The sequence below is a fragment of the Pseudomonas sp. C5pp genome (assembly GCF_000814065.1).
Classification (GTDB): Bacteria; Pseudomonadota; Gammaproteobacteria; order Pseudomonadales; family Pseudomonadaceae; genus Aquipseudomonas; species Aquipseudomonas asiatica.
Map to the genome: position 1 here is coordinate 149,442 of NZ_JWLN01000008.1, position 25,422 is coordinate 174,863.

At 62.0% G+C, this 25,422-nt stretch carries 19 protein-coding genes and 1 tRNA gene; 3 read left to right on the plus strand and 17 right to left on the minus strand.

Annotated elements, in window-relative coordinates; genetic code table 11:
• Positions 1 to 56: 56 nt before the first annotated feature.
• The 5 genes from RR51_RS08840 to rpsU all read right to left on the minus strand — a co-directional run bounded on the left by RR51_RS08840 (position 57) and on the right by rpsU (position 8,525).
• Positions 57 to 133: transfer RNA gene (locus RR51_RS08840), tRNA-Ile, on the minus strand.
• Between the two features lie 16 nt (positions 134 to 149).
• Positions 150 to 3,893 carry a bifunctional diguanylate cyclase/phosphodiesterase gene (locus RR51_RS08845; RefSeq protein ID WP_039613242.1) on the minus strand — a complete coding sequence of 1,248 codons (3,744 nt, stop codon included), beginning with the start codon at positions 3,891 to 3,893 and terminating at the stop codon, positions 150 to 152.
• Positions 3,894 to 4,105: 212 nt separating this feature from the next.
• A complete protein-coding gene (gene rpoD / locus RR51_RS08850) occupies positions 4,106 to 5,956 on the minus strand; it encodes an RNA polymerase sigma factor RpoD (RefSeq protein ID WP_013970578.1) in 1,851 nt (616 codons plus the stop codon).
• A gap of 67 nt (positions 5,957 to 6,023) precedes the next feature.
• The gene (gene dnaG, locus RR51_RS08855) at positions 6,024 to 8,006 is read right to left on the minus strand and encodes a DNA primase (RefSeq protein ID WP_013970579.1); all 1,983 of its coding nucleotides are present in this window, start codon (positions 8,004 to 8,006) and stop codon (positions 6,024 to 6,026) included.
• 303 nt (positions 8,007 to 8,309) lie between these two features.
• Complete coding sequence (gene rpsU, locus RR51_RS08860; protein WP_003255575.1) at positions 8,310 to 8,525, minus strand: 30S ribosomal protein S21; 216 nt, start codon at positions 8,523 to 8,525, stop codon at positions 8,310 to 8,312.
• A gap of 204 nt (positions 8,526 to 8,729) precedes the next feature.
• On the opposite strand from rpsU, the gene tsaD reads away from it, so the two are divergent.
• Complete coding sequence (gene tsaD / locus RR51_RS08865) at positions 8,730 to 9,755, plus strand: tRNA (adenosine(37)-N6)-threonylcarbamoyltransferase complex transferase subunit TsaD (RefSeq protein ID WP_015268715.1); 1,026 nt, start codon at positions 8,730 to 8,732, stop codon at positions 9,753 to 9,755.
• Positions 9,756 to 9,758: 3 nt separating this feature from the next.
• Here tsaD and plsY read toward each other — a convergent pair whose 3' ends face one another.
• On the minus strand, positions 9,759 to 10,328 hold the full coding sequence (gene plsY / locus RR51_RS08870; RefSeq protein ID WP_039613243.1) for a glycerol-3-phosphate 1-O-acyltransferase PlsY: 570 nt from the start codon (positions 10,326 to 10,328) through the stop codon (positions 9,759 to 9,761).
• Positions 10,329 to 10,402: 74 nt separating this feature from the next.
• Here plsY and folB point away from each other — a divergent pair, with 74 nt between their 5' ends.
• Positions 10,403 to 10,759: a dihydroneopterin aldolase gene (gene folB / locus RR51_RS08875; RefSeq protein ID WP_004375185.1), complete on the plus strand. Its 357-nt coding sequence runs from the start codon at positions 10,403 to 10,405 to the stop codon at positions 10,757 to 10,759.
• On the plus strand, positions 10,750 to 11,259 hold the full coding sequence (gene folK, locus RR51_RS08880) for a 2-amino-4-hydroxy-6-hydroxymethyldihydropteridine diphosphokinase (protein WP_013970583.1): 510 nt from the start codon (positions 10,750 to 10,752) through the stop codon (positions 11,257 to 11,259). Before folB ends, folK begins: the two co-directional genes overlap by 10 nt.
• A gap of 110 nt (positions 11,260 to 11,369) precedes the next feature.
• Here the strand turns inward: folK and RR51_RS08885 are convergent, their stop codons facing one another.
• From RR51_RS08885 to RR51_RS08935, 11 genes are all read right to left on the minus strand, one after another.
• The gene (locus tag RR51_RS08885) at positions 11,370 to 12,476 is read right to left on the minus strand and encodes a multifunctional CCA addition/repair protein (protein ID WP_039613244.1); all 1,107 of its coding nucleotides are present in this window, start codon (positions 12,474 to 12,476) and stop codon (positions 11,370 to 11,372) included.
• A gap of 55 nt (positions 12,477 to 12,531) precedes the next feature.
• A complete protein-coding gene (locus RR51_RS08890; protein WP_039613245.1) occupies positions 12,532 to 14,100 on the minus strand; it encodes a SpoVR family protein in 1,569 nt (522 codons plus the stop codon).
• Positions 14,097 to 15,368: a YeaH/YhbH family protein gene (locus RR51_RS08895; protein ID WP_013970586.1), complete on the minus strand. Its 1,272-nt coding sequence runs from the start codon at positions 15,366 to 15,368 to the stop codon at positions 14,097 to 14,099. The genes RR51_RS08890 and RR51_RS08895 overlap by 4 nt, the downstream gene beginning before the upstream one ends.
• A gap of 130 nt (positions 15,369 to 15,498) precedes the next feature.
• Positions 15,499 to 17,421, minus strand: a complete 1,923-nt coding sequence (locus RR51_RS08900; RefSeq protein ID WP_013970587.1) for a PrkA family serine protein kinase — start codon at positions 17,419 to 17,421, stop codon at positions 15,499 to 15,501.
• A 283-nt stretch (positions 17,422 to 17,704) separates the two neighbouring features.
• A complete protein-coding gene (glpE, locus tag RR51_RS08905; RefSeq protein WP_039613246.1) occupies positions 17,705 to 18,034 on the minus strand; it encodes a thiosulfate sulfurtransferase GlpE in 330 nt (109 codons plus the stop codon).
• 14 nt (positions 18,035 to 18,048) lie between these two features.
• A complete protein-coding gene (locus RR51_RS08910) occupies positions 18,049 to 18,915 on the minus strand; it encodes a symmetrical bis(5'-nucleosyl)-tetraphosphatase (protein WP_039613247.1) in 867 nt (288 codons plus the stop codon).
• Positions 18,915 to 19,295 (minus strand): Co2+/Mg2+ efflux protein ApaG, encoded by a 381-nt coding sequence (gene apaG, locus RR51_RS08915; RefSeq protein ID WP_013970590.1) that lies wholly within the window; start codon positions 19,293 to 19,295, stop codon positions 18,915 to 18,917. Before apaG ends, RR51_RS08910 begins: the two co-directional genes overlap by 1 nt.
• 205 nt (positions 19,296 to 19,500) lie before the next feature.
• Positions 19,501 to 20,301: a 16S rRNA (adenine(1518)-N(6)/adenine(1519)-N(6))-dimethyltransferase RsmA gene (gene rsmA, locus RR51_RS08920; protein ID WP_028699058.1), complete on the minus strand. Its 801-nt coding sequence runs from the start codon at positions 20,299 to 20,301 to the stop codon at positions 19,501 to 19,503.
• A complete protein-coding gene (gene pdxA / locus RR51_RS08925; protein ID WP_038408583.1) occupies positions 20,298 to 21,287 on the minus strand; it encodes a 4-hydroxythreonine-4-phosphate dehydrogenase PdxA in 990 nt (329 codons plus the stop codon). The genes rsmA and pdxA overlap by 4 nt, the downstream gene beginning before the upstream one ends.
• Positions 21,284 to 22,603: a peptidylprolyl isomerase gene (locus tag RR51_RS08930; protein WP_015268722.1), complete on the minus strand. Its 1,320-nt coding sequence runs from the start codon at positions 22,601 to 22,603 to the stop codon at positions 21,284 to 21,286. Before RR51_RS08930 ends, pdxA begins: the two co-directional genes overlap by 4 nt.
• Positions 22,584 to 25,385, minus strand: a complete 2,802-nt coding sequence (locus tag RR51_RS08935) for an LPS-assembly protein LptD (protein WP_039613248.1) — start codon at positions 25,383 to 25,385, stop codon at positions 22,584 to 22,586. The genes RR51_RS08930 and RR51_RS08935 overlap by 20 nt, the downstream gene beginning before the upstream one ends.
• Positions 25,386 to 25,422 lie beyond the last annotated feature (37 nt).

Genomic DNA, 25,422 nt, shown 5'->3' on the forward strand with positions numbered 1-25,422 from the left:
CTGCAGTCCCCGAAAAGACAAAGGCCTACGTTCTGCAACGTAGGCCTTTGATTATCTGGTGGGCCCACACGGACTCGAACCGTGGACCAAAGGATTATGAGTCCTCTGCTCTAACCGACTGAGCTATAGGCCCTCAGTAAGTGGCCGGATTATAACGAGGGTTTCGCACCTGTGCCATCTGAAAGATCCGATAGTGCTATGCGAAGAAACGTCGCCGCGAACTCGTCCGGGGGCAGGGGCAGACTGACGATGTAGCCCTGGATCTGCTCACAGCCCTCTGCCGCCAGGAACCGTTGCTGGGCCTGGTTTTCCACGCCCTCGGCAATGATGGTCAGCTGCATGCTGCGGCCCAGGGCGATGATGGCGCGGGCGATGGCGGCGTCATGAGGGTCGTCGGGCAGCCCGCGGATGAACGACTTGTCGATCTTGAGAATGTCCAGCGGCAGGCGCTTGAGGTAGCTCAGCGATGAATAACCGGTGCCGAAATCGTCGATGGCCAGTTGCACGCCCAGTTTCTTCAGCTGGTACAGCACGGCCAAGGCTTCCTCTGCCTGGCTCATGATGAAGTTTTCGGTGATTTCCAGCTGCAGGTCACCGGCTGTGAGCTGGTAGTGCTTCAGCAACTGTTCGATGCGCCTGGCAAGGTGGGGATGGCGTAGCTGGGCGCCGGCGAGGTTTATCGACAGCGGGCCGAAGGGGTCGTAGTGCATCTTCCAGGCCTGCATCTGCCGGCAGGCCTGCTCCAATACCCAGTCACCTATCTGGAGGATGGTGCCGTTCTCTTCCGCCAAGTGAATGAAGTGTTCTGGCGGCACTTCACCAAAGGTCGGGTGGCTCCAGCGTATCAGCGCTTCGGCACCGACCAGGCTCTGTGTCTTGAGGCTGAGCTTGGGCTGGAAGCACAGGCTCAGTTCGTTGCGCTCGATGGCGCGGCGCAGTTCGTGCTCCAGGGCGATGCGTTCGCTGGCCTGGGCGGTGAGGTCGAGGGTGTAGGCTTCGACGCGGTTACGGCCCTTGGCCTTGGAGCGGTACATGGCGGCGTCGGCGTTGCGAATCAGTGTGGCAACGTCGGTGCCGTCCTGCGGATAAAGGCTGATGCCGATGCTGGCGCTGGTGAAGAACTCATGCTCGCCAGCCTGGAATGGCGCGTTGAAGCAGGTCAGCAGCTTATTGGCGATGGCGCTGGCGTCACTGGGTTTGTGCAGGCCGGGCAGCAGGATGATGAACTCATCGCCACCCAGGCGGGCCACGGTGTCGACATCACGCACCTGCTCCTTCAAGCGTTGGGCGATGCCCTTGAGCAGCAGATCGCCGACTGGGTGGCCGAGGCTGTCGTTGATGTGCTTGAAACGGTCGAGGTCAAGGAACAGCACCGCGCCCTTGCGGTTGGAGACCTGCGCGCAGGTGAGCGCGGCCTGCAGGCGGTTCTCGAACAGGGCACGGTTGGGCAGGCCGGTCAGTGGATCGTGGTGGGCCTGGTAGTCAAGCTTGGCCTGGGCGTGCTTGAGGCTGGAGATGTCGGCGAACACAGCGACGAAGTGGGTAATCTCGCGCTCGCTGTTGCGCACGGCGCTGATGGTCAGCCAGCCGGGGTACAGTTCGCCGTTCTTGCGCTTGTTGTAGATCTCGCCTTGCCAATGGCCTTCATCGGTCAGCTGGTGCCACATGGCGGCATAGAACGCACTGTCGTGCTGGCCGGAAGCGAGCAGGCGTGGGGTCTGGCCGAGGGCTTCGATCTCACTGTAACCGGTGATTTCGCTGAAGGCGCGGTTTACGGCACTAATGTGCTGGTCGATGTCGGTGATCAGCACTCCTTCGGCGGTGTTCTCGAACACGGTGGCGGCCAGCTGCAGCTTTTCCTGCATCAGATGGCGCTCGGTGATGTCGCGGGCGATTGTCAGTATGCAGTCGTCGCCAGCAATCGGCAGCGGCCGTGCAGAGAGTTCGCAGAGGCGAATCTGCCCGTCGCTGCGGCGCAGGTGGCACGTGAAGTCGCGTACGAAGCCGTCGCGGTTTAGCTGTTGGACCAGACGCTTGCGCTCGTTGAGGTCGACCCAGATGCCCAGGTCCAGCGAGGTCTGGTCGATGGTAGGGCTGAGGTCATAGCCGGTCAGGCGGCAGAAGCCTTCGTTCACTTCGAGCAGCAAACCGTCGCTCTGGCGCGACAGCAGCAGGCCATCGGGCGAGGCATGGAAGGCCTTGGCGAATTTCTCTTCCGAGGTTTGTAGCTGCTCCTGGGTTTCCTTGAGCTGGCTGATATCGCGTACCGCCACCACGAGCGCGAGGTTGCCGTCGAGTTCAAAGGTTTCGGCCGAGGTCAGGCCGGTGAAGAGTTGGCCGTTGCTGCGGCGGAAGCTCATTTCCAGGTTGCGGATACCGCCTTGGTGCAGGCGTTCGAGCAGACGCGGGCCGTCGCCTTCGACGCCCCACAGGTTGAGCTCGGTGGCGGTGCGGCCAATTACCTGGCTCGGGGTGAGGCCGATCTGCTCTTCGAAGGCCTCGTTCACCTCCAGCAGGCAGCCGTCGCTGTGGCGGGCGATCAGCAGGATGTCGGGGCACTGCTGGAACACCGAGGCGAACTTCTGTTCGGACAGGCGCAGGGCGTCCTCGGTGCGCTTGGTCTCGCTGATGTCGATCATCAGGCCACGCATCACCGGCTGGTGGCCATGCTCGATCATGCTGACGATGTTGCGTACCCACAGTGGCTGGCCATCGGCCCTGATCACCCGGTAGTCGAGGCTGTGGTCGCGGCCGGCGGCAGTCTCGCTGTCGCAGTAGGCCTGGGCCCAGAGGGCATCCTCCGGGTGCAGGATGCTGCGCCAGAAGCCAGGTTTGAGCCAGTCGGCCAATGGGTAGCCGAGCAAGCCTTCTGCGTGGGGCGAGACGTAGCTGTAGGTGAAGTCGTTGGCGTCGGCCTCCCAGGCTATGGCGGACAGGCTCTCGACCAGGCTGCGATAGTGGTACTCGCTGCTGCGCAGTTCCTGCTCCAGGGCGATGCGCCGTGAAATTTCCGAACTGAGCCGGCGGTTGATGCGGATGACCGCTGCCAGCACGGCCATCAATACCAGCACCGTGGGCAGGCCATACACCAGCAGGTCCGACCAGAACATCCGTTGGTCGACCACATTGCCCACCCAGCGTTGCTGGATCTGGCTGACTTCGCTGCTGCTCATGTCGGCTATCACTTTGTCGAGAATGCCGACCAGTACTTTCTTGTCGCGCGGGGCGGCCATGGCCAGCTGGTAGCGGTAGGGCGTTTCGCCGCTGACGTAGAGGCCGTCGAGCTTGAGCTGGCGCAGGCTCCAGATGCTTGAAGCGAGGTCACCGACCACGGCGTCCACTTCGTCGGTGGCCAGGGCCTGCAGGGTGGAGCTGACGTTAGGCAGGGCCACCAGGTTGAGGTCTGGGTGGTGTGTGCGCAGCAGTTCGTGCGGGGCGTAGTTTTCGACCACGGCGATCTTCAGGCCGTAAAGGTCGTCCAGGTTGCGCGGCTGTGCACCGCCTTTATGGGCGAGGATTACGATGGGGAAGTCGAGGTACGGCCGGGTGAAGGCCAGGTAGCCTTGGCGCTCGGGGGTGGACATGATGCCGGGCAGCAGGTCGATGCGGCTTTCGCGTGCTTGCGCCAGTACCTCGGTCCAGCTGCTGGGTTCGACCGGTTTGAGCGTCACGCCCAGGCGTTGCTGGATCGTGGCGATGTAATCGGCGGCCAATCCCTGGTACCGGCCCTCCTGGTCGCGAAATTCGAACGGTGGCCAAGAGGCGTCTACACCCAGGCTCAGCTGCGGGTGGGCAGCCAACCAGGCTTTCTCCTCGTCTGTCAGGGTCAGGGCGCCGGCCGTTGTGTTCCACAAGATCAGGAGCAGCAACAGGATGGCCGGCATCAGCGGCATAGCGGCCTCACATTCAAGTGTTATGAAGTCGAGTGTAGACGGGCATTGCTGTAGGTGTGCGGTGGAAGGACGGGCTTTGTGTTCTGGCTGTCGGAAGGGGGAGGTAATGAGGAAATGGGGCTGCTGCGCAGCCCGTCGCCGGCAAGCCGGCTCCCACAGGGATCGCGCAGGGCCGGAAAAGAAAAACCCCGGCCTGGGCCGGGGTTTTGTCATCACTCGTCGAGGAAGGAACGCAGATGCTCGCTGCGAGTCGGGTGGCGCAGTTTGCGCAACGCCTTCGCTTCGATCTGACGGATCCGCTCGCGGGTCACGTCGAACTGCTTGCCCACCTCTTCGAGGGTGTGGTCGGTGTTCATGTCGATACCGAAGCGCATACGCAGCACCTTGGCTTCGCGTGCGGTCAGGCCCGAGAGCACGTCACGAGTGGCTTCCTTGAGGCTTTCGACCGTGGCCACGTCAATCGGGGACTGCATGGTCGAGTCCTCGATGAAGTCGCCCAGGTGCGAATCTTCGTCGTCACCGATCGGGGTTTCCATGGAGATCGGCTCTTTGGCGATCTTCAGTACCTTGCGGATCTTGTCCTCAGGCATTTCCATGCGCTCGCCCAGCTCTTCCGGGGTCGGTTCGCGACCCATTTCCTGCAGCATCTGGCGGGAAATACGGTTGAGCTTGTTGATCGTCTCGATCATGTGCACCGGAATACGGATGGTGCGCGCCTGGTCGGCGATCGAACGGGTGATCGCCTGGCGGATCCACCAGGTGGCATAGGTCGAGAACTTGTAGCCGCGACGGTATTCGAACTTGTCCACCGCTTTCATCAAGCCGATGTTGCCTTCCTGGATCAGGTCGAGGAATTGCAAGCCACGGTTGGTGTACTTCTTGGCGATGGAGATCACCAGACGCAGGTTCGCCTCGACCATTTCTTTCTTGGCGCGGCGGGCCTTGGCTTCACCGATCGACATGCGACGGTTGATTTCCTTGATCTCGGCAACGGTCAGGCCGGTTTCGGTCTCAAGGTCGATCAGCTTCTGCTGGCAAGCGACGATGGCAGCGTCCTTTTCACCCAGGGCGGCAGCCCATTTGGTGTTGCGCTTGGCCAGGTCACCGCTCCAGGTCTGGTCGGTTTCGTTGCTCGGGAACATGCGCAGGAAGTCGGCACGCGGCATGCGGGCGTCACGCACGCACAGCTGCATGATGGCGCGTTCCTGCTGGCGCAGGCGGTTCAGGGCGTCACGAACACGCTCTACCAGTACCTCGAACTGCTTCGGTACCAGCTTGATCGGCATGAACAAATCGGCCAGGGCCTGCAGGGCGTCGATGCTTTCCTGGTGGGTGCGACCATTCTTCTTCAGAACCTTGTTGGTGGCCTGAAGCTGGTCGTTGACCGCGCCGAAACGCTGACGGGCGACTTCCGGGTCCGGGCCGCTCTCGGCCTCTTCCTCGTCGTCACCGCTTTCGGATTCGTCCTCGTCGTCGTCGGACTCTTCCTTCGCAGCGGCGGCCTTGGTGCCCGGGATCGGCACTTCTTCGGTCGGCGCGGCGATATTGTCGTCAGGATCGATGTAACCGCTGAGAACGTCCGACAGACGGCCGCCTTCGCTGGTGACACGGTCATATTCGCTGAGAATGTAGTCGACAGTGCCCGGGAAGTGAGCGATGGCGCCCATGACTTCACGGATGCCTTCCTCGATACGCTTGGCGATTTCGATCTCGCCTTCGCGGGTCAGCAGCTCGACGGTGCCCATTTCGCGCATGTACATGCGCACCGGGTCGGTCGTGCGGCCGATATCGGTTTCAACTGCCGCCAACGCAGCAGCGGCTTCTTCGGCCGCGGCTTCGTCGGTGTCGGCTTCCGCCAACAGAAGGGCATCCGCATCCGGAGCACTCTCGAATACGTTGATCCCCATGTCGTTGATCATGCGGATGATGTCTTCCACCTGTTCCGGATCTGAAATATCCTCAGGCAGGTGGTCGTTGACCTCCGCGTAAGTCAGGTAGCCCTGCTCACGACCGCGGGTGATCAACTCTTTGATACGAGACTGCTGTTGCGCTTTTCCGGACATAACACCCTATCCACTGAAGGTCTTGGCGGGCAAAAAACAAGCCGAGGATTATACCCGAGCATGGGCCTCACGCGCCAGATGAGGTCGGCGTTTGTGCGGGAACATTCCGGCTCAGCAGGGCGAGGAGCTGGGTTTTTTCCTCGCTGGTCAATTCGCTTTGACGTGATTTCCTGAGCAGTTGTTCCAGGCTGCGCTCGCGTTGGCGGGCGGACAAGCTAGTTATAGTGTCGAAAAACTGTTGTTCAAGGTTGTCGGCCACGATCAGCCATTCCTTTTCCGCCAAGGCCCGCAGCAGGCGCCCCTGTTCGGTGCCGTGCCAACGTGCGATCAACTGCATTGAGCTTAGCCCAGGATTTTTCTGCGCGGCTTCGATCAGTGCCACCAGCAGCTGGCTGTACAAGTGTTCTTCATCGGCGAAGTGGCTGGCATCTTCCACCTTGCCGGCCAGCAGAGGGTGGTGCAGCAAGGTGCGCAGGGCGGCCAGGGTGGGCGGCTCGACCGGGGCCGGTACGCGTGGTGGTGCTTCGTCACGCTGCTGCCATGGCTTGCCACCCTTGCGGTTCTTGTCCCAGGGTTTGTCGCCCCACTGCTTCTTGCCAGCGCCCTTGTTCGGCTTCCACTCCTGTTCCTGATGAACGGGGGCGAAGTCGTGCTGCGGCATGTCGCCGTAATCGGGGGTATAGCTGGCCATGGCGTCATAGTCGTAGCCAGGGTCGTAGTCCGGCACGCTGCTGGTGGCCGGGGCGTGTTGCGCCAGTTGCTCGACCTGCTGCGGGTCGAGGCCGGTGATTTCCTTAAGGCGGTTGCGCATCAGCTGGCGCAGGTTGGCGCCGGGGATCTTTTCGATCAGCGGTGCGGCAAGGGTCGCCATGTGCGCCTTGCCTTCCAGCGAGCGCGGGTCGGCTTCGACGCTTAGCTGCTCGAAGAAGTAATCGGCCAGCGGTTGGGCGTGCTGGTTGATGCGGGCCATGAAGGCGTCGGTGCCTTCGGCGCGCACCAGGCTGTCCGGGTCTTCGCCTTCGGGCAGGAACAGGAAGCGCGCGCGGCGGCCGTCCTGCAGGTTCGACAGGGTCGACTCCAGGGCGCGCCAGGCGGCCTTGCGCCCGGCCTGGTCACCGTCGAAGCAGAACAGCACGCTGGGTACCACGCGGAACAGGCGCTTGAGGTGCTCTTCGCTGGTGGCGGTGCCGAGGGTGGCCACGGCGTTGCGCAGGCCCTGCTGGGCCAGGGCAATGACGTCCATGTAGCCCTCGACGACGATGATTTCGTCGAGGTTGCGGTTGTGCTTGCGTGCCTCGTACAGGCCGTAGAGTTCCTGGCCCTTGTGGAACACCGGGGTTTCCGGGGAGTTCAGATACTTGGGCTTGTCGTCGCCGAGCACTCGGCCACCAAAGGCGATGATGCGTCCGCGGCTGTCGCGGATCGGGAACATCACCCGGTCGCGGAAACGGTCGTAGCGCTTGCCGCTTTCGGCGTTTTCGATCAACAGGCCGGCATCGATCATCACCTTCTGCTGCAAGGTGTCGGCACCCAGGTGCTTGAGCAGGTTATCCCAGCCTGGCGGGGCGAAGCCCAGGCCGAAGTCACGGGCGATTTCCCCGGACAGGCCGCGGCCCTTGAGGTAATCCACCGCTGCCTTGCGGGTCGGGTGACTGCGCAGGGCCTGGCGGTAGAACTCTGAGGCGGCGTCCAGCAGCGGGTACAGCGGCGAATCGGTTGGCTGGCGCGGCTTGTGGTCGCGGCGACCTTGCTCGCGGGGTACTTCCATGCCGGCGGCGCGGGCCAGCTCCTCGACCGCCTGGGGGAAGTCCAGGTTGTCGTGGTCCATTACGAAGCCCAGGGCGTTGCCGCCGGCGCCGCAGCCGAAGCAGTAGTAGAACTGCTTGTCGGGGCTGACCGTGAAGGAAGGAGTTTTTTCCTTGTGGAACGGGCAGCAGGCGGAATAGTTCTTGCCGGTTTTTTTCAGCTGGACGCGCGAACTCACCACGTCGACGATGTCGAGGCGGTTGATAAGGTCGTCAATGAAACTCTGGGGAATCAGCCCGGCCATGGCAGTCTCGTCATCTGGCAGCTGGCAAGTCTAATCGCTCACGCGCCGAATGGGGCGAGTGCCGCTTGGGAAAGTGCGAGGGAATGTGTGCTCGTCGCCAGCCCCTGAGGGCCCGTCAGTCGGACGTGCACGTCTGGTCATACAACAAGGAGGACCAGCTCTGACGTTTCAGGCAGGTTGCCCATGTGCAGTTCGCATGAAGCTTGTGCAGGGCCTTGAGCTAGCTGCTCAAGTTTGAAGCGACCACTGCCATCGCCCGGCGGTTAGCCGGGCAGGGCAGAAGCTTTGCGTAGAACGTCTGTATTAGTACAGACGAACGGCGCGGCGCTGTTCGCGCTGAACTTTCTTGGCGTGACGCTTAACAGCAGCAGCTGCTTTGCGCTTACGCTCGGCGGTCGGCTTCTCGTAAAACTCGCGGCTACGAACTTCAGCCAGTACACCGGCTTTTTCGCAGGAGCGCTTGAAACGACGCAGAGCTACGTCGAAGGGTTCGTTCTCTTTAACTTTGACGGCTGGCATCCAGGGCTACCTTAATTCATTACCGGGGTAGACGTGCTCCTGGCAAAACAAAGGTGTGCTGGAGAACGTCGGTTTTCAAGGGTTGCGGATGTTAACCCTTAGCAAGCCGGAATGCAAAGCCTCTGATCGAAAACCGCTGGTCGGCATCCGACACGGGGACTATCATGCGCGGCTTCGAATTCAGCCCCCACAAGGGACGAACCCATGCTAGTACTGGGATTGGAAACATCCTGCGACGAAACTGGCGTCGCATTATACGACAGCGAGCGCGGTTTGTTGGCCGACGCGCTGTTCAGCCAGATCGACCTGCACCGCGTGTTCGGCGGTGTGGTGCCAGAGCTTGCCTCGCGCGACCACGTCAAGCGCATGCTGCCACTCATCCGCCAGGTGCTGGATGAGGCCGGCTGCGTCGCCACCGAGATCGACGCCATCGCCTACACCGCGGGCCCTGGCCTGGTCGGTGCCCTGCTGGTGGGGGCCTCCTGTGCCCAGGCGCTGGCCTTTGCCTGGGACATCCCGGCGATTGGCGTACACCACATGGAAGGCCACCTGCTGGCACCCATGCTGGAAGAAAACCCACCGGAGTTTCCGTTCGTCGCTTTGTTGGTTTCCGGTGGTCACACCCAGCTGGTGCGGGTCGATGGCATCGGCCAGTACGAGCTGCTGGGCGAGAGCCTGGACGACGCCGCCGGCGAAGCGTTCGACAAGACCGCCAAGCTGATCGGTCTGAACTACCCCGGTGGCCCGGAAATCGCCCGCCTGGCCGAGCGCGGCGTGCCTGGCCGCTTCGTGTTCCCGCGGCCGATGACCGACCGCCCGGGCCTGGAGTTCAGCTTCAGCGGCCTGAAAACCTTTGCCCTGAACACCTGGCAGCAGTGCCGCGATGCCGGCGACGACAGTGAGCAAACCCGTTGCGACCTGTCCCTGGCATTCCAGCAGGCGGTGGTGGAGACTTTGACCATCAAGTGCAAGCGGGCGTTGAAACAGACTGGCCTCAAGCGCCTGGTCATTGCCGGTGGCGTCAGCGCCAACAAGGCACTGCGTGCGTCCCTCGAGGACATGCTCGGCAGCATCAAGGGCAACGTGTACTACGCGCGCCCGCAGTTCTGTACCGACAACGGTGCGATGATCGCCTATGCCGGCTGCCAGCGGTTGTTGGCCGGGCAACAGCAAGACCTGGCAATCAGTGTGCAGGCACGCTGGCCGATGGAGCAGTTGCCGCCGCTTTAAGCTTCAGAAGTGCCGTTCGCGGCCTGCGAACAGGTCGCGCAGGTTGCTGCGATGGCGCCATACGATCATTGCCGTCAACACAGTGATCGGCAGCAGGGCCTCTGGCTCGCGCCAGGCCAGTAACGGCAAGGTCAGTGGTGTGGCGATCAGTGCCGCCAGCGAACTGGTGCGGGTGAGGTAGAAAGTCAGCAGCCAGGCGCCGATGGCCAGCAGCGCGGCTGGGAAATACAGGGCCATGAGCATGCCGGCGGCGGTTGCCACGCCCTTGCCGCCCTGGAAGCGGAAGTACAGCGGGAACAGGTGGCCCAGCACTGCGCACACGCCAACCCAAGCCTGCGCTTGCAGGTCCAGGCCGGCACCGCGGGCGAGCAATACCGGCAACAGGCCCTTGCACAGGTCGCCAAGCAGGGTCAGGATCGCCAGTTTGCGGCCTGCCAGGCGTAGCATGTTGGTGGCGCCGGCATTGCCTGAACCGCTGGAACGCGGGTCCGGGCTGCCCGTAAGGCGGCTGAGGACGATGGCGAAGGACAGCGAGCCAAGCAGGTAGGCGAGCAACGCCAGTAACCAAAACATGCTAACTATTCCGGGCGAGGACGCCCTGATTCTAACGGCGCCAGTCGCCCTTGTCGTGCTGTGGAGAGAAGTGCTTGGACAGAGTGTTCATCGAAGGCCTGGAAGTCGATACCGTCATCGGTGCCTATGACTGGGAGCGGGATATTCGCCAGTGCTTGCGCCTGGACCTGAGCTTTGCCTGGGATAACCGCCCGGCTGCGGCGGGTGACGACCTGAACCTGGCGCTGGATTATGCCAGTGTGTCGGCCCGTATCCAGGCGTTTGCCGAACAGGCGCGTTTCGAGTTGGTTGAAACTTTCGCCGAGCGCCTGGTGGCGACGCTGATGGAAGAGTTCCACATCCCGTGGGTGCGGTTGAAGCTGACCAAGCCGGGTGCGGTACCGGCGGCCCGTGGCGGTGTTGGCGTGGAGATCGAGCGCGGATGTCTCTGAGCACGGTTTACCTGGGCCTTGGCAGCAACATTGATCGCGAGGTGCACTTGTGCGCCGGGCTCGATGCGTTGGCAGGCATCCTGACCGACATGCGCTGCTCGCCGGCGTTCGAAAGCCAGGCGGTGGGGATCAAGAGCGGTCCGTTCATCAACTTCGTGGTGACTGGGCAGACTGCGTTGCCGTTGATCGAACTGGACCGCCGGTTGAAGTTCATCGAGGCCGACAATGGCCGCTATGCCCCGGACCGCAAGGGGCTGCCGCTGGATATCGACGTGCTGATGTATGACGACTTGCACGGCACGTTCGATGGGCTGGTGTTGCCTCGGGCCGAGATCCTGAAGAACGCCTTTGTGCTGTGGCCACTGTCGCTGCTGGCGCCGGAGCTTGTGCATCCGGGGGTAGGCAAGACAATGGCGCAGTTGTGGCAGGAGGCGCGGATTGATCAGGTGCTGGCGCCGGTTGCCTTTGAGTGGCGTGGGTTGCAGCTGACTCCCGCGTAAGCCTGTATCGGCCCTTTCGCGGCTAAAGCCGCTCCCACAGGTACAGCGACAACCTCGAGAGCAACGCCGTCCCTGTGGGAGCGGCTTTAGCCGCGAAGGGGCCGGTATGTTCAACCGAGCTTGTAAGCTTCGAGGGCTTTCAGCCGCTCACCTTTGAGCGCTTCACCCAAGGCCTGGCCAGTCAGCCCAACCTGCACCAACGGCTTGACATCCACTGCCCGCGCCGCCGCCGCTGCCCCTCGCAGGTATTCGGACTGTGGATAACCCGCTTTGCCCTCGCCCAGCGCTGCCATCTCGGAAGCGATCAGGAAGTCTTCGAATCGCTGTGGCCGCCGGTACACATCGAACTTCTGCAGCAGCCCCAGCAGTGCCGTGGCGGGCAACTCCTGCGCCTGGTTGCCCAGCTTCAGGCACTCACCCGTCAGCAGCGCCAGCTCCTGGCACTCCCGCGGCGCCTTCAGGCGCTGATTGATGGCTTTGATCGCGGCCGGTGTCAGCGACTGCAGCAGGCAGGCCCAGCGTACATGCAGGGGCTGTTCGTGCATTGCCGACTGTTCCAGCGCCGCCAGGGCCTGGGGGGCGTCATCTAGCTCTGGCAGCAGCTCCTGCAGGGCCCCACAAGCATGCAGCACCTGGAAGAACACCTGCGGCTGCGCCTCCATCAGCGCCCGCTCGATTTCCTTCCAGCTGCGCTCGGCGGTCAGTGCCTGCAATTCGCCAGAGGCACTGATCTGACGCATCAGCTCAAGCGTCTCATCGGCAACCCGGAATCCCAGCGGTGCATAACGGGCAGCAAAGCGCGCAACTCGCAGCACACGCAATGGATCTTCGGCGAATGCCGGGGAAACATGGCGTAAAAGGCGCTGGTCGATATCGTCCTGGCCATGATAGGGATCGTATACCGTACCCGTCTCGTCCTCGGCCATTGCATTGATGGTCAGGTCACGACGGATCAGGTCTTCTTCCAGGGTCACATCGGGGCTGGCGTGGAAAGTGAAGCCGCCGTAGCCCCGCCCGCTCTTGCGCTCGGTGCGCGCCAGGGCGTATTCCTCGCCGGTTTTCGGGTGCAGGAACACCGGGAAATCAGCGCCGACCGGTCGAAAGCCCTTAGCGTGCATTTCCTCGACCGTGGCGCCGACCACCAGCCAGTCGATATCGCTGACAGGGCGGCCGAGCAGGCGGTCGCGCACGGCGCCGCCAACTTTGTAGATGTGCATGTGCAGCTCTCCATAACTGCCGACAGGATAACCCGTCGGCAGCCTTGAAGTTGCACTAGAGGTGGTGAATGACAGCCAGATCCATGCGGCCATAGTCGGCGCTTTCGCCGTGCTCGCCGCGTGGTGGCATGTGGTGGGTTTTCATCACCTGCTCGCCCTGGACGGTCTCCAGGTGGATGTCGAAGCCCCACAGGCGGTGCAGGTGCTTGAGCACTTCATCGGTAGAATCGCCCAGCGGTTTGCGGTTGTGTTGCTGGTGACGCAAGGTCAGCGAGCGGTCGCCGCGGCGGTCAACGCTCCAGATCTGCACGTTCGGTTCGCGGTTGCCCAGGTTGTACTGCGCCGCCAGTAGTTCGCGAATGGTCCGGTAGCCGGCCTCGTCGTGGATGGCAGGTACATACAGGTCGTCGCGCTGGTCGTCATCGAGGATGCTGAACAGCTTCAGATCGCGAATGACCTTCGGCGACAGGTACTGCAGGATGAAGCTCTCGTCCTTGAAGCTGCTCATTGCGAACTTGATGGTAGAAAGCCAGTCGCTGCCGGCAATGTCGGGGAACCAGCGCCGATCTTCTTCGGTCGGGTTTTCGCACATGCGGCGGATGTCGGTATACATCGCAAAGCCCAGTGCGTAGGGGTTGATGCCGTTGTAGTAGGGGCTGTCGAAGCCGGGCTGGAATACCACGCTGGTGTGCGACTGCAGGAACTCCATCATGAAGCCTTCGGTGATCAGCCCCTCGTCGTACAGGTCGTTCATCAGCGTGTAGTGCCAGAATGTCGCCCAGCCTTCGTTCATCACCTGGGTCTGGCGCTGCGGGTAGAAATACTGGGCGATCTTGCGCACGATGCGCACCACTTCACGCTGCCAGGGCTCCAGCAGCGGGGCGTTCTTCTCGATGAAATACAGGATGTTTTCCTGCGGTTCGGCGGGGAAGCGCGCATCATCTCGGTCGTTACCCTTGTCAGCGCTTTTCGGAATGGTCCGCCAAAGGTCATTGATCTGCCGCTGCAGGTGCTCCTCGCGCTCCTTCTGCCGCCGCCGCTCCTCTTCGGCGGAAATCGGATAAGGCCGCTTGTAGCGGTCGACGCCGTAGTTCATCAGGGCGTGGCAGGAGTCGATCAGATCTTCTACGGCATCGATGCCATGGCGCTCTTCGCACTGGGCGATGTACTGCTTGGCGAACACCAGGTAGTCGATGATCGAACTGGCGTCGGTCCAGGTGCGGAACAGGTAGTTACCCTTGAAGAAACTGTTATGGCCGTAGCAGGCGTGGGCGATCACCAGTGCCTGCATGCACATGGTGTTTTCTTCCATCAGGTAGGCGATGCACGGGTCGGAGTTGATCACGATCTCGTAGGCCAGGCCCATCTGCCCACGGCTGTAGGATTTCTCCGTGCTGAGAAACTGCTTGCCGTAGGACCAGTGGTGATAACCCAGCGGCATGCCGACCGAGGCGTAGGCGTCCATCATCTGCTCGGCGGTAATGACCTCGATCTGGTTGGGGTAGGTGTCCAGGGCGTAACGCTCGGCCAGGCGGCTGATTTCCCGGTCGTAGGTCTGGATCAGTTCGAACGTCCACTCGGACCCGGTGGAAATAGGTTGGCGTCTCTGTGCTCTGGCGGTCATGTGGCTAACCTGCGCTGGAAGAGTTCACGGAAGACCGGGTAGATATCGCCGGCCGATACCAACTGCTGCTGGGCGAACGTGTCGGGGAAGGCTTCGCCGATGCGCTCGTATTCGTACCACAGCGCCTGGTGTTCACGCGGGGTGATTTCAACGTAAGTGTAGTACTGCACATGCGGCATGATCTGCTTGGCCAGGATGTCGCGGCAGATCGGCGAGTCGTCGTTCCAGTTGTCGCCGTCGGAGGCCTGGGCGGCGTAGATGTTCCAGTCGCTGGCCGGGTAGCGTTCGGCCATGACCTCCTGCATCAGCTTCAGCGCGCTGGAAACGATGGTGCCGCCGGTTTCCCGCGAATAGAAGAATTCTTCCTCGTCGACTTCACGAGCGCTGGTGTGGTGGCGGATGAACACCACTTCGATGCGGTCGTAGTTACGCTTGAGGAACAGGTACAGCAGGATGAAGAAACGCTTGGCGATGTCCTTGGTGGCCTGGGTCATCGAGCCGGACACGTCCATCAGGCAGAACATCACAGCCTTGGAGCTGGGGTTGGGCTGCTTGACCAGCAGGTTGTACTTGAGGTCGAAGGTGTCGAGGAAGGGCAGGCGGTTGATGCGTGCCTTCAGGCGTTCGATCTCGTGCTCGACTTCCTGGATATCGGTGAAGTTGTCCGGTTCCTCGACCTTCAGGCGGGCGAGTTCCTTTTGCGCTTCGCGCAGTAATGCGCGGCTGCTGCCGGTCAGGGCGATACGCCGGGCATGGGCCGAACGCAGTGTGCGCACGATGTTGATGCGTGACGGGTTGCCTTCGTTGGCGATACCGGCGCGCACGGTCTTGAAAGTGTCGGCCCCGGTCAGGTGACGCTTGACCAGGTTGGGTAGCTCGAGGTCCTCGAACATGAACTCGAGGAATTCTTCCTGGGTGATCTGGAAGACGAAGTCGTCCATGCCCTCGCCGGAGTTGCCGGCCTTGCCGCGGCCGCTGCCACCGCCGCCGCCTTGTGGCCTTGGGATGTGTTCACCGGCAGTGAATTCCTTGTTGCCTGGATGCACGATGGTCTGCTTGCCCCCGCGACCATGGTGCAGCACCGGTTCGTCGATGTCGCGCCCCGGAATGCTGATCTGCTCGCCATGTTCCATGTCCATGATGGAACGGCGGCTCACCGCCTCTTCGACGGCTTTCTTGATGTGTTCGCGGTACCGCCGCAGGAAGCGCTGGCGGTTCACCGTGCTCTTGTTCTTGCCGTTCAGGCGTCGATCTATAACGTAGCTCATGGTCCCTCCGGTAGCTGGGAACAGCTGCACGCTTCAAGCTACGAGCTGCTGCACATAAAGGCAGCAAAGCAGCTGCCGCCGCCCAGGGCTGGCATAGCAGCCCTGGGCGCGCGGTGGGTAGCTTGTCGCTTTATTGCGATTTCCTGACCCGCAGGTACCATTCCGACAGCAGACGAACCTGTTTGTCGGTGTAGCCACGCTCCACCATACGCGTGACGAAGTCGTTGTGTTTCTGTTGGTCCTCCTTGCTTGCCTTGGCGTTGAAGCTGATGACCGGCAGCAGGTCTTCGGTGTTGGAGAACATTTTCTTCTCGATCACCACCCGCAGCTTTTCGTAGCTCAGCCAGCTCGGGTTCTTGCCGTTGTTGTTGGCACGGGCACGCAGCACGAAGTTGACGATTTCGTTGCGGAAATCTTTCGGGTTGCTGATGCCGGCCGGCTTCTCGATCTTCTCCAGTTCTTCGTTGAGGGCGATACGGTTGAGGATTTCGCCGGTTTCCGGGTCGCGGTATTCCTGGTCCTGGATCCAGAAGTCTGCGTACAGCACGTAGCGGTCGAAGATGTTCTGGCCGTATTCGCTGTAAGACTCCAGGTAGGCGGTCTGGATCTCCTTGCCGATGAACTCGATGTAGCGCGGGGCCAGGTACTCCTTCAGGTAGCGCAGGTAGCGTTCGCGCACCTCGGCCGGGAACTGTTCCTGCTCGATCTGCTGCTCCAGCACATACAGCAGGTGCACTGGGTTGGCGGCCACTTCATGTGGGTCGAAGTTGAACACCTTGGAGAGGATCTTGAATGCGAAGCGGGTCGATAGGCCGTTCATGCCTTCGTCGACGCCGGCCGCATCGCGGTACTCCTGGATCGACTTGGCCTTCGGATCGGTGTCCTTGAGGTTCTCCCCGTCGTACACCCGCATCTTCGAGTAGATGTTGGAGTTTTCCGGCTCTTTCAGGCGCGACAGCACGGTGAACTGGGCGAGCATTTTCAGCGTGTCTGGCGCGCAGTGCGCCTTGGCCAGCGAGCTGTTGATCAGCAGCTTGTCGTAGATCTTGATTTCGTCGCTGACGCGCAGGCAGTACGGCACCTTGACGATGTAGATCCGGTCGATGAACGCCTCGTTGTTCTTGTTGTTACGGAAGGTGTGCCACTCCGATTCGTTGGAGTGGGCCAGCAGAATCCCGGAGTAGGGGATGGCGCCGAGGCCTTCGGTACTGTTGTAGTTGCCTTCCTGGGTGGCGGTAAGCAACGGGTGCAGGACCTTGATCGGGGCCTTGAACATCTCGACGAATTCCATCAGGCCCTGGTTGGCCCGGCACAGCGCGCCCGAATAGGCATATGCGTCGGCGTCGTTCTGCGGGAATTCCTCGAGCTTGCGGATATCGACCTTGCCGACCAGGGCCGAGATGTCCTGGTTGTTCTCGTCGCCAGGTTCGGTCTTGGCGATGGCGATCTGGTTGAGGATCGACGGGTACAGCTTCACCACCTTGAACTTGCTGATGTCGCCGCCGAACTCCTGCAGGCGCTTGGTGGCCCAAGGCGACATGATGGTGTTCAGGTAGCGCCGCGAGATGCCGTACTCTTCCTCGAGAATGGCCCCGTCTTCGGTGGCATTGAACAGGCCCAATGGCGACTCGAATACTGGCGAGCCCTTGATGGCGTAGAACGGTACCTTTTCCATCAGCTGCTTGAGTTTTTCGGCCAGCGACGACTTGCCGCCGCCCACCGGGCCCAGCAGATAGAGGATCTGTTTCTTCTCCTCCAGGCCTTGGGCGGCGTGGCGGAAGTAGGACACGATCTGGTCGATGCACTCTTCCATGCCATGGAAGTCGGCAAAGGCCGGATAGCGGCGGATAACCTTGTTGGAGAAGATTCGCGACAGTCTGGAGTTGGTTGAGGTGTCGATCAGCTCCGGCTCACCGATGGCCAGCAACAGCCGTTCGGCCGCCGATGCGTAGGCACTGCGATCCTCTTTGCACAGCTCGAGGTACTCCTGCAGCGAGAGTTCTTCCTGGCGCGTAGACTCGAAACGTTGTTGGAAGTGGCTAAAAATACTCATGACGTCACCTCGCTCGATACGTGGAGACGACGCCGGATCAGTCAGCTGATGCTGGCATGCAACCGGGGCTGCCGATTGCTGTATACCCCCCAGAACACCCTGTAACGCTACCGATGACCCGCACGCCGGTGTACCGGCTCTCCCCTTTTTCTGGATGGCCTGCGCTTAAGAATAGTTGGTTATCCGCAAGGTCAAGGGCGAGGGGCGGAGAAGTTGCGAACGACCGTTCGTCAGATAAGCCGCAAGCCCGCATGGGGCGCGGGCTGCAGTAAAAATGAAAAAATTATTCGGCAGTGCCCTGGGCAGTTTCGGCCGGGTAGGTGGCGCGCCACAGCTCAAAGCCGCCGTCGACGCTGTATACGTCCGAGAAACCCTGGTTCACCAGATAGGCCGCAGCGCTCTGGCTGGAATTGCCGTGGTAGCACACCACCAGGGTTGGGGCGTCGAGGTCGGCATTGCGGATGAACTCGGCGACAGAATGGTTATCCAGATGCTTGGCGCCAGTGATGTGGCCGGCGGCATAGGCCTGCGGGTCGCGAATGTCGACGACTACCGCACCTTGCGCGCGAAGGGCCAGGGCCTGTTCGGGAGGGATGCGCTTGAATTCGCTCATGGGTACGGCTTCCTTCAGGATTGATCGTTCAGTGTAGGCGTTTGGGCGGGGAGGCGTAAGTTGCCGTCGTCGCTGCAGTCACAGCGGTAATATTCGCCGCTGTCGACGTTGTACAGGGTCATGGCACCGCCCCACACGCAACCGGTGTCCAGGGCGATGATGCCGGGCTCGTTGACCTGCCCCTGAAGGGCGGCCCAGTGGCCGAAAATAATCTTCACGTGGCGCGAGCGGCGGCCTTTGTGTGCGTACCAGGGCTTGTAGCCTTTGGGGGCGGTATCCAGGCCTTCCTTGCTCTTGAGGTCGAGCTTGCCCTCGGCGGTGCAGAAGCGCATGCGCGTGAGGCAGTTGGTGATGACCCGCAGGCGTTCGATGCCGGTGAGGCTTTTGCTCCACTTGTTCGGCTCGTTGCCGTACATGCCGTCAAGGTACAGTTTCAGGCGCTCTTCGTCGCGCAGCACTTCCTCGACCTCGGCGGCCAACTCCAGGGCTTTGCCCAAGGTCCATTGCGGTGGAATGCCGGCGTGAACCAGCGCAATGCCACGGGGTTCGTCGTAATGCAGCAGCTTTTGCTGGCGTAGCCAGTCGAACAGCTGATCGGCGTCCGGTGCTTCGATGATCTCGCGCAGTGTGTCGCTTTTCTTCAGGCGTTCGACGTTGTGCCAGGCGGCCAGCAGGTGCAGGTCATGGTTGCCCAGCACGCACACCAGCGACTGGCGGATCGAATAAAGGAAGCGCAGGGTTTCCAGTGACTCGGGGCCGCGGTTGACCAGGTCGCCGACCAGCCACAGGCGGTCGACGGCGGGGTTGAAATTGACCCGTTCGAGCAGGCACTTGAGTGGCTGCAGGCAGCCCTGCAGATCACCGACGGCGTAGGTAGCCATCAGTGCAGCGCCCCGGGCACCGCCAGGCGGAAGGGGGCGATCTCGGCATCGAAGCGTTTGCCGTCTTCGGCGAACATCTGGTAGCTGCCCTGCATGGTGCCCACGCGGGTGCTGATTACCGCGCCGCTGCTGTAGGTGTGGCTCTGGCCCGGGTCGATATTGGGCTGCTGGCCGACCACACCGGCGCCACGCACTTCCTCGACCTCGCCGTCACCGTTGGTGATCAGCCAGTGGCGCGACAGCAGCTTGGCCTTCAGCGAGCCATTGTTCTGCACGGTGATGGTGTAGGCGAAAGCGAAACGACTGTTTTCGGGGTCGGATTGTTCTTTGAGGTAGCGGGTCACGACGCTGACGTCGATTTTATAGCGAGGGTCGGACATGCAAGGGCCTTGGGCAAACTGACGCAATAATGCAGTCTAGGCCATTGAGAGGGGGAAGGGCCAGCGGTGAGGGGCTTGGGGATTTGTGTGGTCTGTCCCGGCCCTTTCGCGGGTAAACCCGCTCCTACAAGGTACTACGCAGATTTTGAGGGCTGCAGTACCTGTGGGAGCGGGTTTACCCGCGAAGAGGACGGTACACGCGATATCAGGCTTGCTGATCGGCCAACTGGTCAGCCAGGCGCACGAAGGCGGCCAGATCCAGCTGTTCAGGGCGCAGGCTGCCATCCACGCCGGCAGCTTCGATGGCCGCACTGTCGAGCAGGCCTTTCATGGTGTTGCGCAGGGTCTTGCGACGCTGGTTGAAGGCTTCGCGTACCACCTGCTCCAACAGCTTTGCGTCCTTGGCCGGGTGTGGCAGCACTTCGTGCGGCACCAGGCGGACGATGGCCGAGTCCACTTTCGGCGGCGGGTTGAAGGCGCCCGGGCCAACGTTGAACAGGTGCTCGACCCGGCAGTGGTACTGCACCATGATCGACAGACGCCCCCAGTCACCACCGCCAGGGCCGGCGGCCATGCGCTCGACCACTTCCTTCTGCAGCATGAAGTGCATGTCGCGGATCAACCCGGCATGGCTGAGCAGGTGGAAGATCAGTGGGGTGGAAATGTTGTAGGGCAGGTTGCCCACCACCTTGAGGCTGCGCGGTGGCACGCCTAGCTGGTTGAAGTCGAACTTCAAGGCGTCGCCCTGGTGCAGGCGGAAATTGCTGCGGTCGGCGAACTTGTGCTGCAGGATCGGCACCAGGTCCTTGTCCAGTTCCACCACGTCCAGTTGTGCCCCGCTGCCGAGCAGGCCTTCGGTCAGGGCGCCCTGGCCGGGGCCGATTTCCAGCAGATGTTCGCCGGCCTTGGCGTTGATGGCCCGCAGGATGCGGTCGATGATGCCGGCGTCGTGCAGGAAGTTCTGGCCGAAGCGCTTGCGCGCCCGGTGTTGGTATTGCTCGTTCATGGTCGGTTCTCGGCCATCTGGTAGGCGGTTTCCAGCGCGACGCGCAGGCTGCCGGTGTCGACCTTGCCGGTGCCGGCCAGGTCCAGGGCTGTGCCGTGGTCGACCGACGTGCGGATGATCGGCAGGCCCAGGGTCACGTTGACCGCAGCGCCGAAGCCTTTGTACTTGAGTACAGGCAGGCCCTGGTCGTGGTACATCGCCAGCACCGCGTCGCAGTGCTCCAGATATTTGGGGGTAAACAGGGTATCGGCCGGCAGCGGCCCGCGCAGGTCCATACCTTCGGTGCGCAGGCGGGCCAAGGTCGGCTCGATGATGTCGATTTCCTCGCGGCCCAGGTGGCCGCCCTCGCCCGCGTGCGGGTTGAGGCCGCACACCAGGATACGCGGGTTGGCAATGCCGAACTTGTCGCGCATGTCGGCATGCAGGATACGGGTTACACGCTCGACGCGCTCGGCAGTGATGGCGTCGGCAATGTCGCGCAGCGGCAGGTGCGTGGTCACCAGGGCCACGCGCAGGCCACGGGTGGCCAGCATCATCACCACTTGCGCGGTGTGGGTCAGCTCGGCAAGGAATTCGGTATGCCCGGAGAAGGCGATACCGCTTTCGTTGATTACGCCCTTGTGTACAGGGGCGGTGATCATCCCGGCGAAATGCCCTTCCAGGCAGCCTTGCCCGGCACGGGTCAGGGTTTCCAGCACGAACGCGGCATTGGCCTTGTCGAGCTGGCCCGGCACCACCGGGGCCGCCAGGGGGGTATCCCAGACGTAAAGGCTACCCGCTGGCGCCGGCTGCTCGGGCCATAGCCCCGGCGCTACCGGCAGCAGGTTGACGGCCAGCCCCAGCTGCGTGGCCCGCTCGGCGAGCAGGTCACGGCTGGTGATGGCGATCAGGGGATGGGGCTGGGCGTCTGCGGCGAGCAGCAGGCACAGGTCAGGGCCTATGCCGGCCGGCTCGCCGGGGGTGACGGCGAAGCGCAGGGGCTTCACTGGGCGGCCTGGTCAGCGCCAGGCAGCTTGATTTCAACGTAGGCCTCGTCGCGGATCTGGCGCAGCCAGGTCTGCAGCTCTTCGTCGTACTTGCGGTTGCGCAGTACGTTCATGGCCTGTTGCTCACGAGCCTGCTCGGTGCTGTCGGTGGCGCGACGGCCCAGCACTTCCAGGACATGCCAGCCGTACTGGGTCTTGAACGGACGAGTGACCTCGCCTTGGGCGGCGTTGGCCATCTGCTCGCGGAACTCCGGTACCAGGCTGTTCGGGTCAACCCAGTTGAGGTCGCCGCCGTTGAGCGCCGAACCCGGGTCTTCCGAGAAGCTCTTGGCCAGCTCGCCGAAGTCTTCGCCGTTCTTGATGCGCTCGTACAGGCGTTCGGCCAGTTGCTCGGTGGCCGCCTCGCTGCGGATCTCGCTCGGCTTGATCAGGATGTGGCGAACGTGCACTTCGTCACGCAGCACGTTCTCGCTGCCGCCGCGCTTCTCCTCGAGCTTGAGGATGATGAAGCCGTTGGGGATGCGGATAGGCTGGGTAATTTCGCCAACCGGCATGCTGCTGAGCATCTTGGCGAAGTCTGGTGGCAGCTGGCCGGCTTTACGCCAGCCCATCTCGCCGCCTTCCAGGGCGTTTTCGCTGGCGGAGCGGGCAATGGCCATCTGGCCGAAGTCCGCGCCCTGCTTGAGCTGCTGGTACACATCGCCAACCTGGCGCGCGGCGGCCTGGATGGCTTCCGAGTTGGCCGCTTCCGGGGTCGGGATCAGGATGTTGGCCAGGCGGTACTCTTCCGACATCTGCATCTTGCCAAGGTCGGAGTTGAGGAAGTTCTTCACTTCCTGCTCGGAGACCTGGATACGCTCGGCCACGCGGCGCTGGCGCACGCGGCTGATGATCATCTCGCGCTTGACCTGCTCACGGGCGTCGTCGAACGACATGCCGTCACGAGCCAGGGCGGCGCGGAACTGGTCCAGCGACATGCCATTGCGCTGGGCAATGGTGCCCATGGCCTGGTTCAGCTCTTCGTCGGTGATGCGGATGCCGGAGCGCTCGCCGATCTGCAACTGCAGGTTCTCGACGATCAGGCGTTCCAGCACCTGCTGATCCAGCGCACCGGCAGGCGGCATGCCGCCGCCACGCTTGGCGATGGTTTGCTGGACCTCGCGGACACGCTGGTCCAACTGGCTTTGCATGACCACGTCGTTGTCGACGATGGCCACCACGCGATCAAGAGGTTGTACCGCGGCATGCACCGCGCCACTCAGCAATGCAACGCCCAGCAACGCCGGGCGCAGTCGATCAATAAGCTTGGTCTTCACGTTCACGATAACCTTGAATGCCTTGGTCGAGGAAAGATTCGACCTTGTTGCCGACTACACCACCGAGGCCTTTCAGCACGATCTGAAGGAAGATGCCGTGGTCGCCTTTTTCGTTCGCCGGGAGGGCTTGGCTGAAGTCGTCGTAGTCGATCCAGTAACGGTTGATCAGACGCAGCTTCCAGCAGCAGTTGTCGTACTCGAAACCGCCCATGGCTTCCAGGGTGCGATTGCGGTTGTAGTCATGCTGCCAGCGAGCGATGACGCTCCACTGCGGAACGATCGGCCAGATGACCGAGAAGTCATGCTGCTGGATCTTGTAGTAGTCCTTGATGTAGTTCTCGCTGCCTGGGACGCCGTAGTCGCCACCGCCCACTTTCCAGGTACCGGTCGTGGAGTCGTAGGAGATGGTGTCGTTACGGTAGCGATAACCGAGGTTGACCACTTTGTTCGGATTGTCTTCAGGCTGGTAATGGAACATCGCGCTGCCCGAGCGGGTGCTGCGGCTGTCCGGGTCCCAGTTGAAGTCCGAATTGAAGCGCCAGTCGCGGTTGAAGAAGTAGTTGTACACCAGCGCATACGGAGATACATCGGACTGCGAGTCGCTGCGGGTACGGTAATCGATACCAGGGAGCTGAACTTTGCGGTCCTTGAAATAGAAAGCCTGACCGATGCTGAAGTTCTGGCGTTCGAAACCGTTTTCTTCGATCCAGCGGGTGGTCACGCCCAGCGACAGCTTGTTCTCGTCACCAATGCGGTCGGTGCCGCTGAAGCGGTTGTCGCGGAATAGCGAATCGTAGCTGAACAGGGTTTCACCCGAGTCGAACAGCGGGATGTCCTTCTGGTCCTTGTACGGGACGTAGAGGTAGTACATACGCGGTTCGAGGGTTTGCTTGTAGTTGGTGCCGAACAGCGAAGTTTTGCGGTCGAAATACAGGCCGCTGTCCACGCTGAAGATCGGTACGTCGCGGTTCAGCGAGCTGTTGTAGCTGCCGTACGCTGGGTTGGCCGATTGCGCGATAGCCTGGGTTTTACCCTGGCTGTCCAAGTCCAGATCGTAGTGGGTATACGCATACTTCAGCTTGGGGGTCAGGAAGCCGTAGCTGGCTTCCATCGGCAGGCTGATCGATGGAGCGACGTTGAAACGGTTGCCGTTGGCGCGGGCGATGCCGCTGACGTTCTGGTCCAGGCGGCGACCAGGCGCACCCGCCGAAGTGTCGGGAAGGCCATCTTCGTTCAATACAAAGTCGTCTTTCAGGTCACGATCGAAACGGACTGCCTCGGTTTCGTAAGCAATATTGAGCCCACCTGGCTCGTACGGCAGCTTGCCATTGAAGGTAATCTGCGGCAGGCGATCATACGGGGTGATCTTCGAGATGGTCGCCATTTCGTAGGCATGCACATTCAACCGCGCGGTGTAGCTGTCACCACGGTAGGTCAGTGCACCCTGCTGGTTCAGCAGGTCCTGGGTTTCAATACCGATCTGGTCGGATTCCAGGTCCTGGAAGTAGAACGGGTCGCTGATGTCGGTGTAGTCCACCTCGGTCATCAGGCGCTCGTCCAGCCCGCCCTTGTGCTGCCAGTTGACCATCCAGCGCTGCTCTTTGTAGTCAGTCTGGTCTTTGCGGTCGTCGTTCTTGTCGTTGAGGTACGCGCCACCGAACTGGCCTTCGCTGGAAGGCGTCAGGTAGCGGAACTCGCCTTCCATCAGCAGGCCGCGCTTGGTCATGTAGCGCGGGTACAACGTGGCATCGTAGTTCGGCGCCAGGTTGAAGTAGTAAGGCGTGACCAGCATGAAGCCGGTATCGCTGGTGCTGCTGAACGATGGCGGCAGGAAGCCGGACTGGCGACGGTCGTCGATCGGGAAGTAGATGTACGGTGTGTAGAACACCGGGAAATCCTTGACCCGCAGCGTAACGTTGGTCGCGGTACCGAAACCGGTGGCCGGGTTCAGGGTGATGTTGTTGCCCTTCAGCTGCCAGGCGTTGCTGCCCGGTTCGCAGGTGGTGTACGTACCGTCCTTGAGACGAATGATGGCGTTCTCGCCACGCTTGGCGTACAGGGCACTGCCGCGGATGTGCGACTTGTGCATCACGTATTCGGCGTTGTCGACCTGGGCCTCGCCCGTGTCGAGCTGGATCTGTGCCTCGTCACCGACCACCAGCGAACCGTTGTCACGGATCTTGACGTTGCCCTTGAGCTCGCCACGGTTTTCGGTCTGGTAGAGGTTGGCCTCGTCGGCCTCGGCCTGCATGCTGCCCTGGCGCATCACCACGTCACCGGCGAGGGTAGCGATCTGCTGCTCTTGCTGGTACTTGGATACCTTGGCGTTGATGTAGGTCGGCGACTCGTCCTTCGGCGTGGTGTCGGCCATGCCAGGGCGGGTTGGCTCGATGTAGGCGCCACCGCAGTACGGGCCGGTTTCGGCCAGCTGTGCGGCAGTGAGCTTTTCACGCGGAACCCAGTCCAGGTGGCTGTAGTCTTCGCTACGCGACTTCAGGCCACGGCCCTTGGCCTCGGTGACCAGCATCGGCCGGTCCGCGGTTTCGCCTTCGCTCGCGGCTTCGGTGCCGGTGCTGACTGCAGCACCCTCGTGCACCGGGCGCGGCGGCAGGTTGTTGGTTGGGGTCTTGGGCTTGCAGTCCCAACCACCGGAGGCGGACACTTGGCAGTCGAACTGTTCGGCTGCCACCACGTAAGACGTGGCCAGAGGTTGCAGGGCCAGCAGACCGCCGGTTACCAGCAACGGAAACTTTCTACGAAACGCGGGGGATTTCAATGCCATCTTATTAGTCCGGGCTTCCTGCGTGCCATCTGCCCGC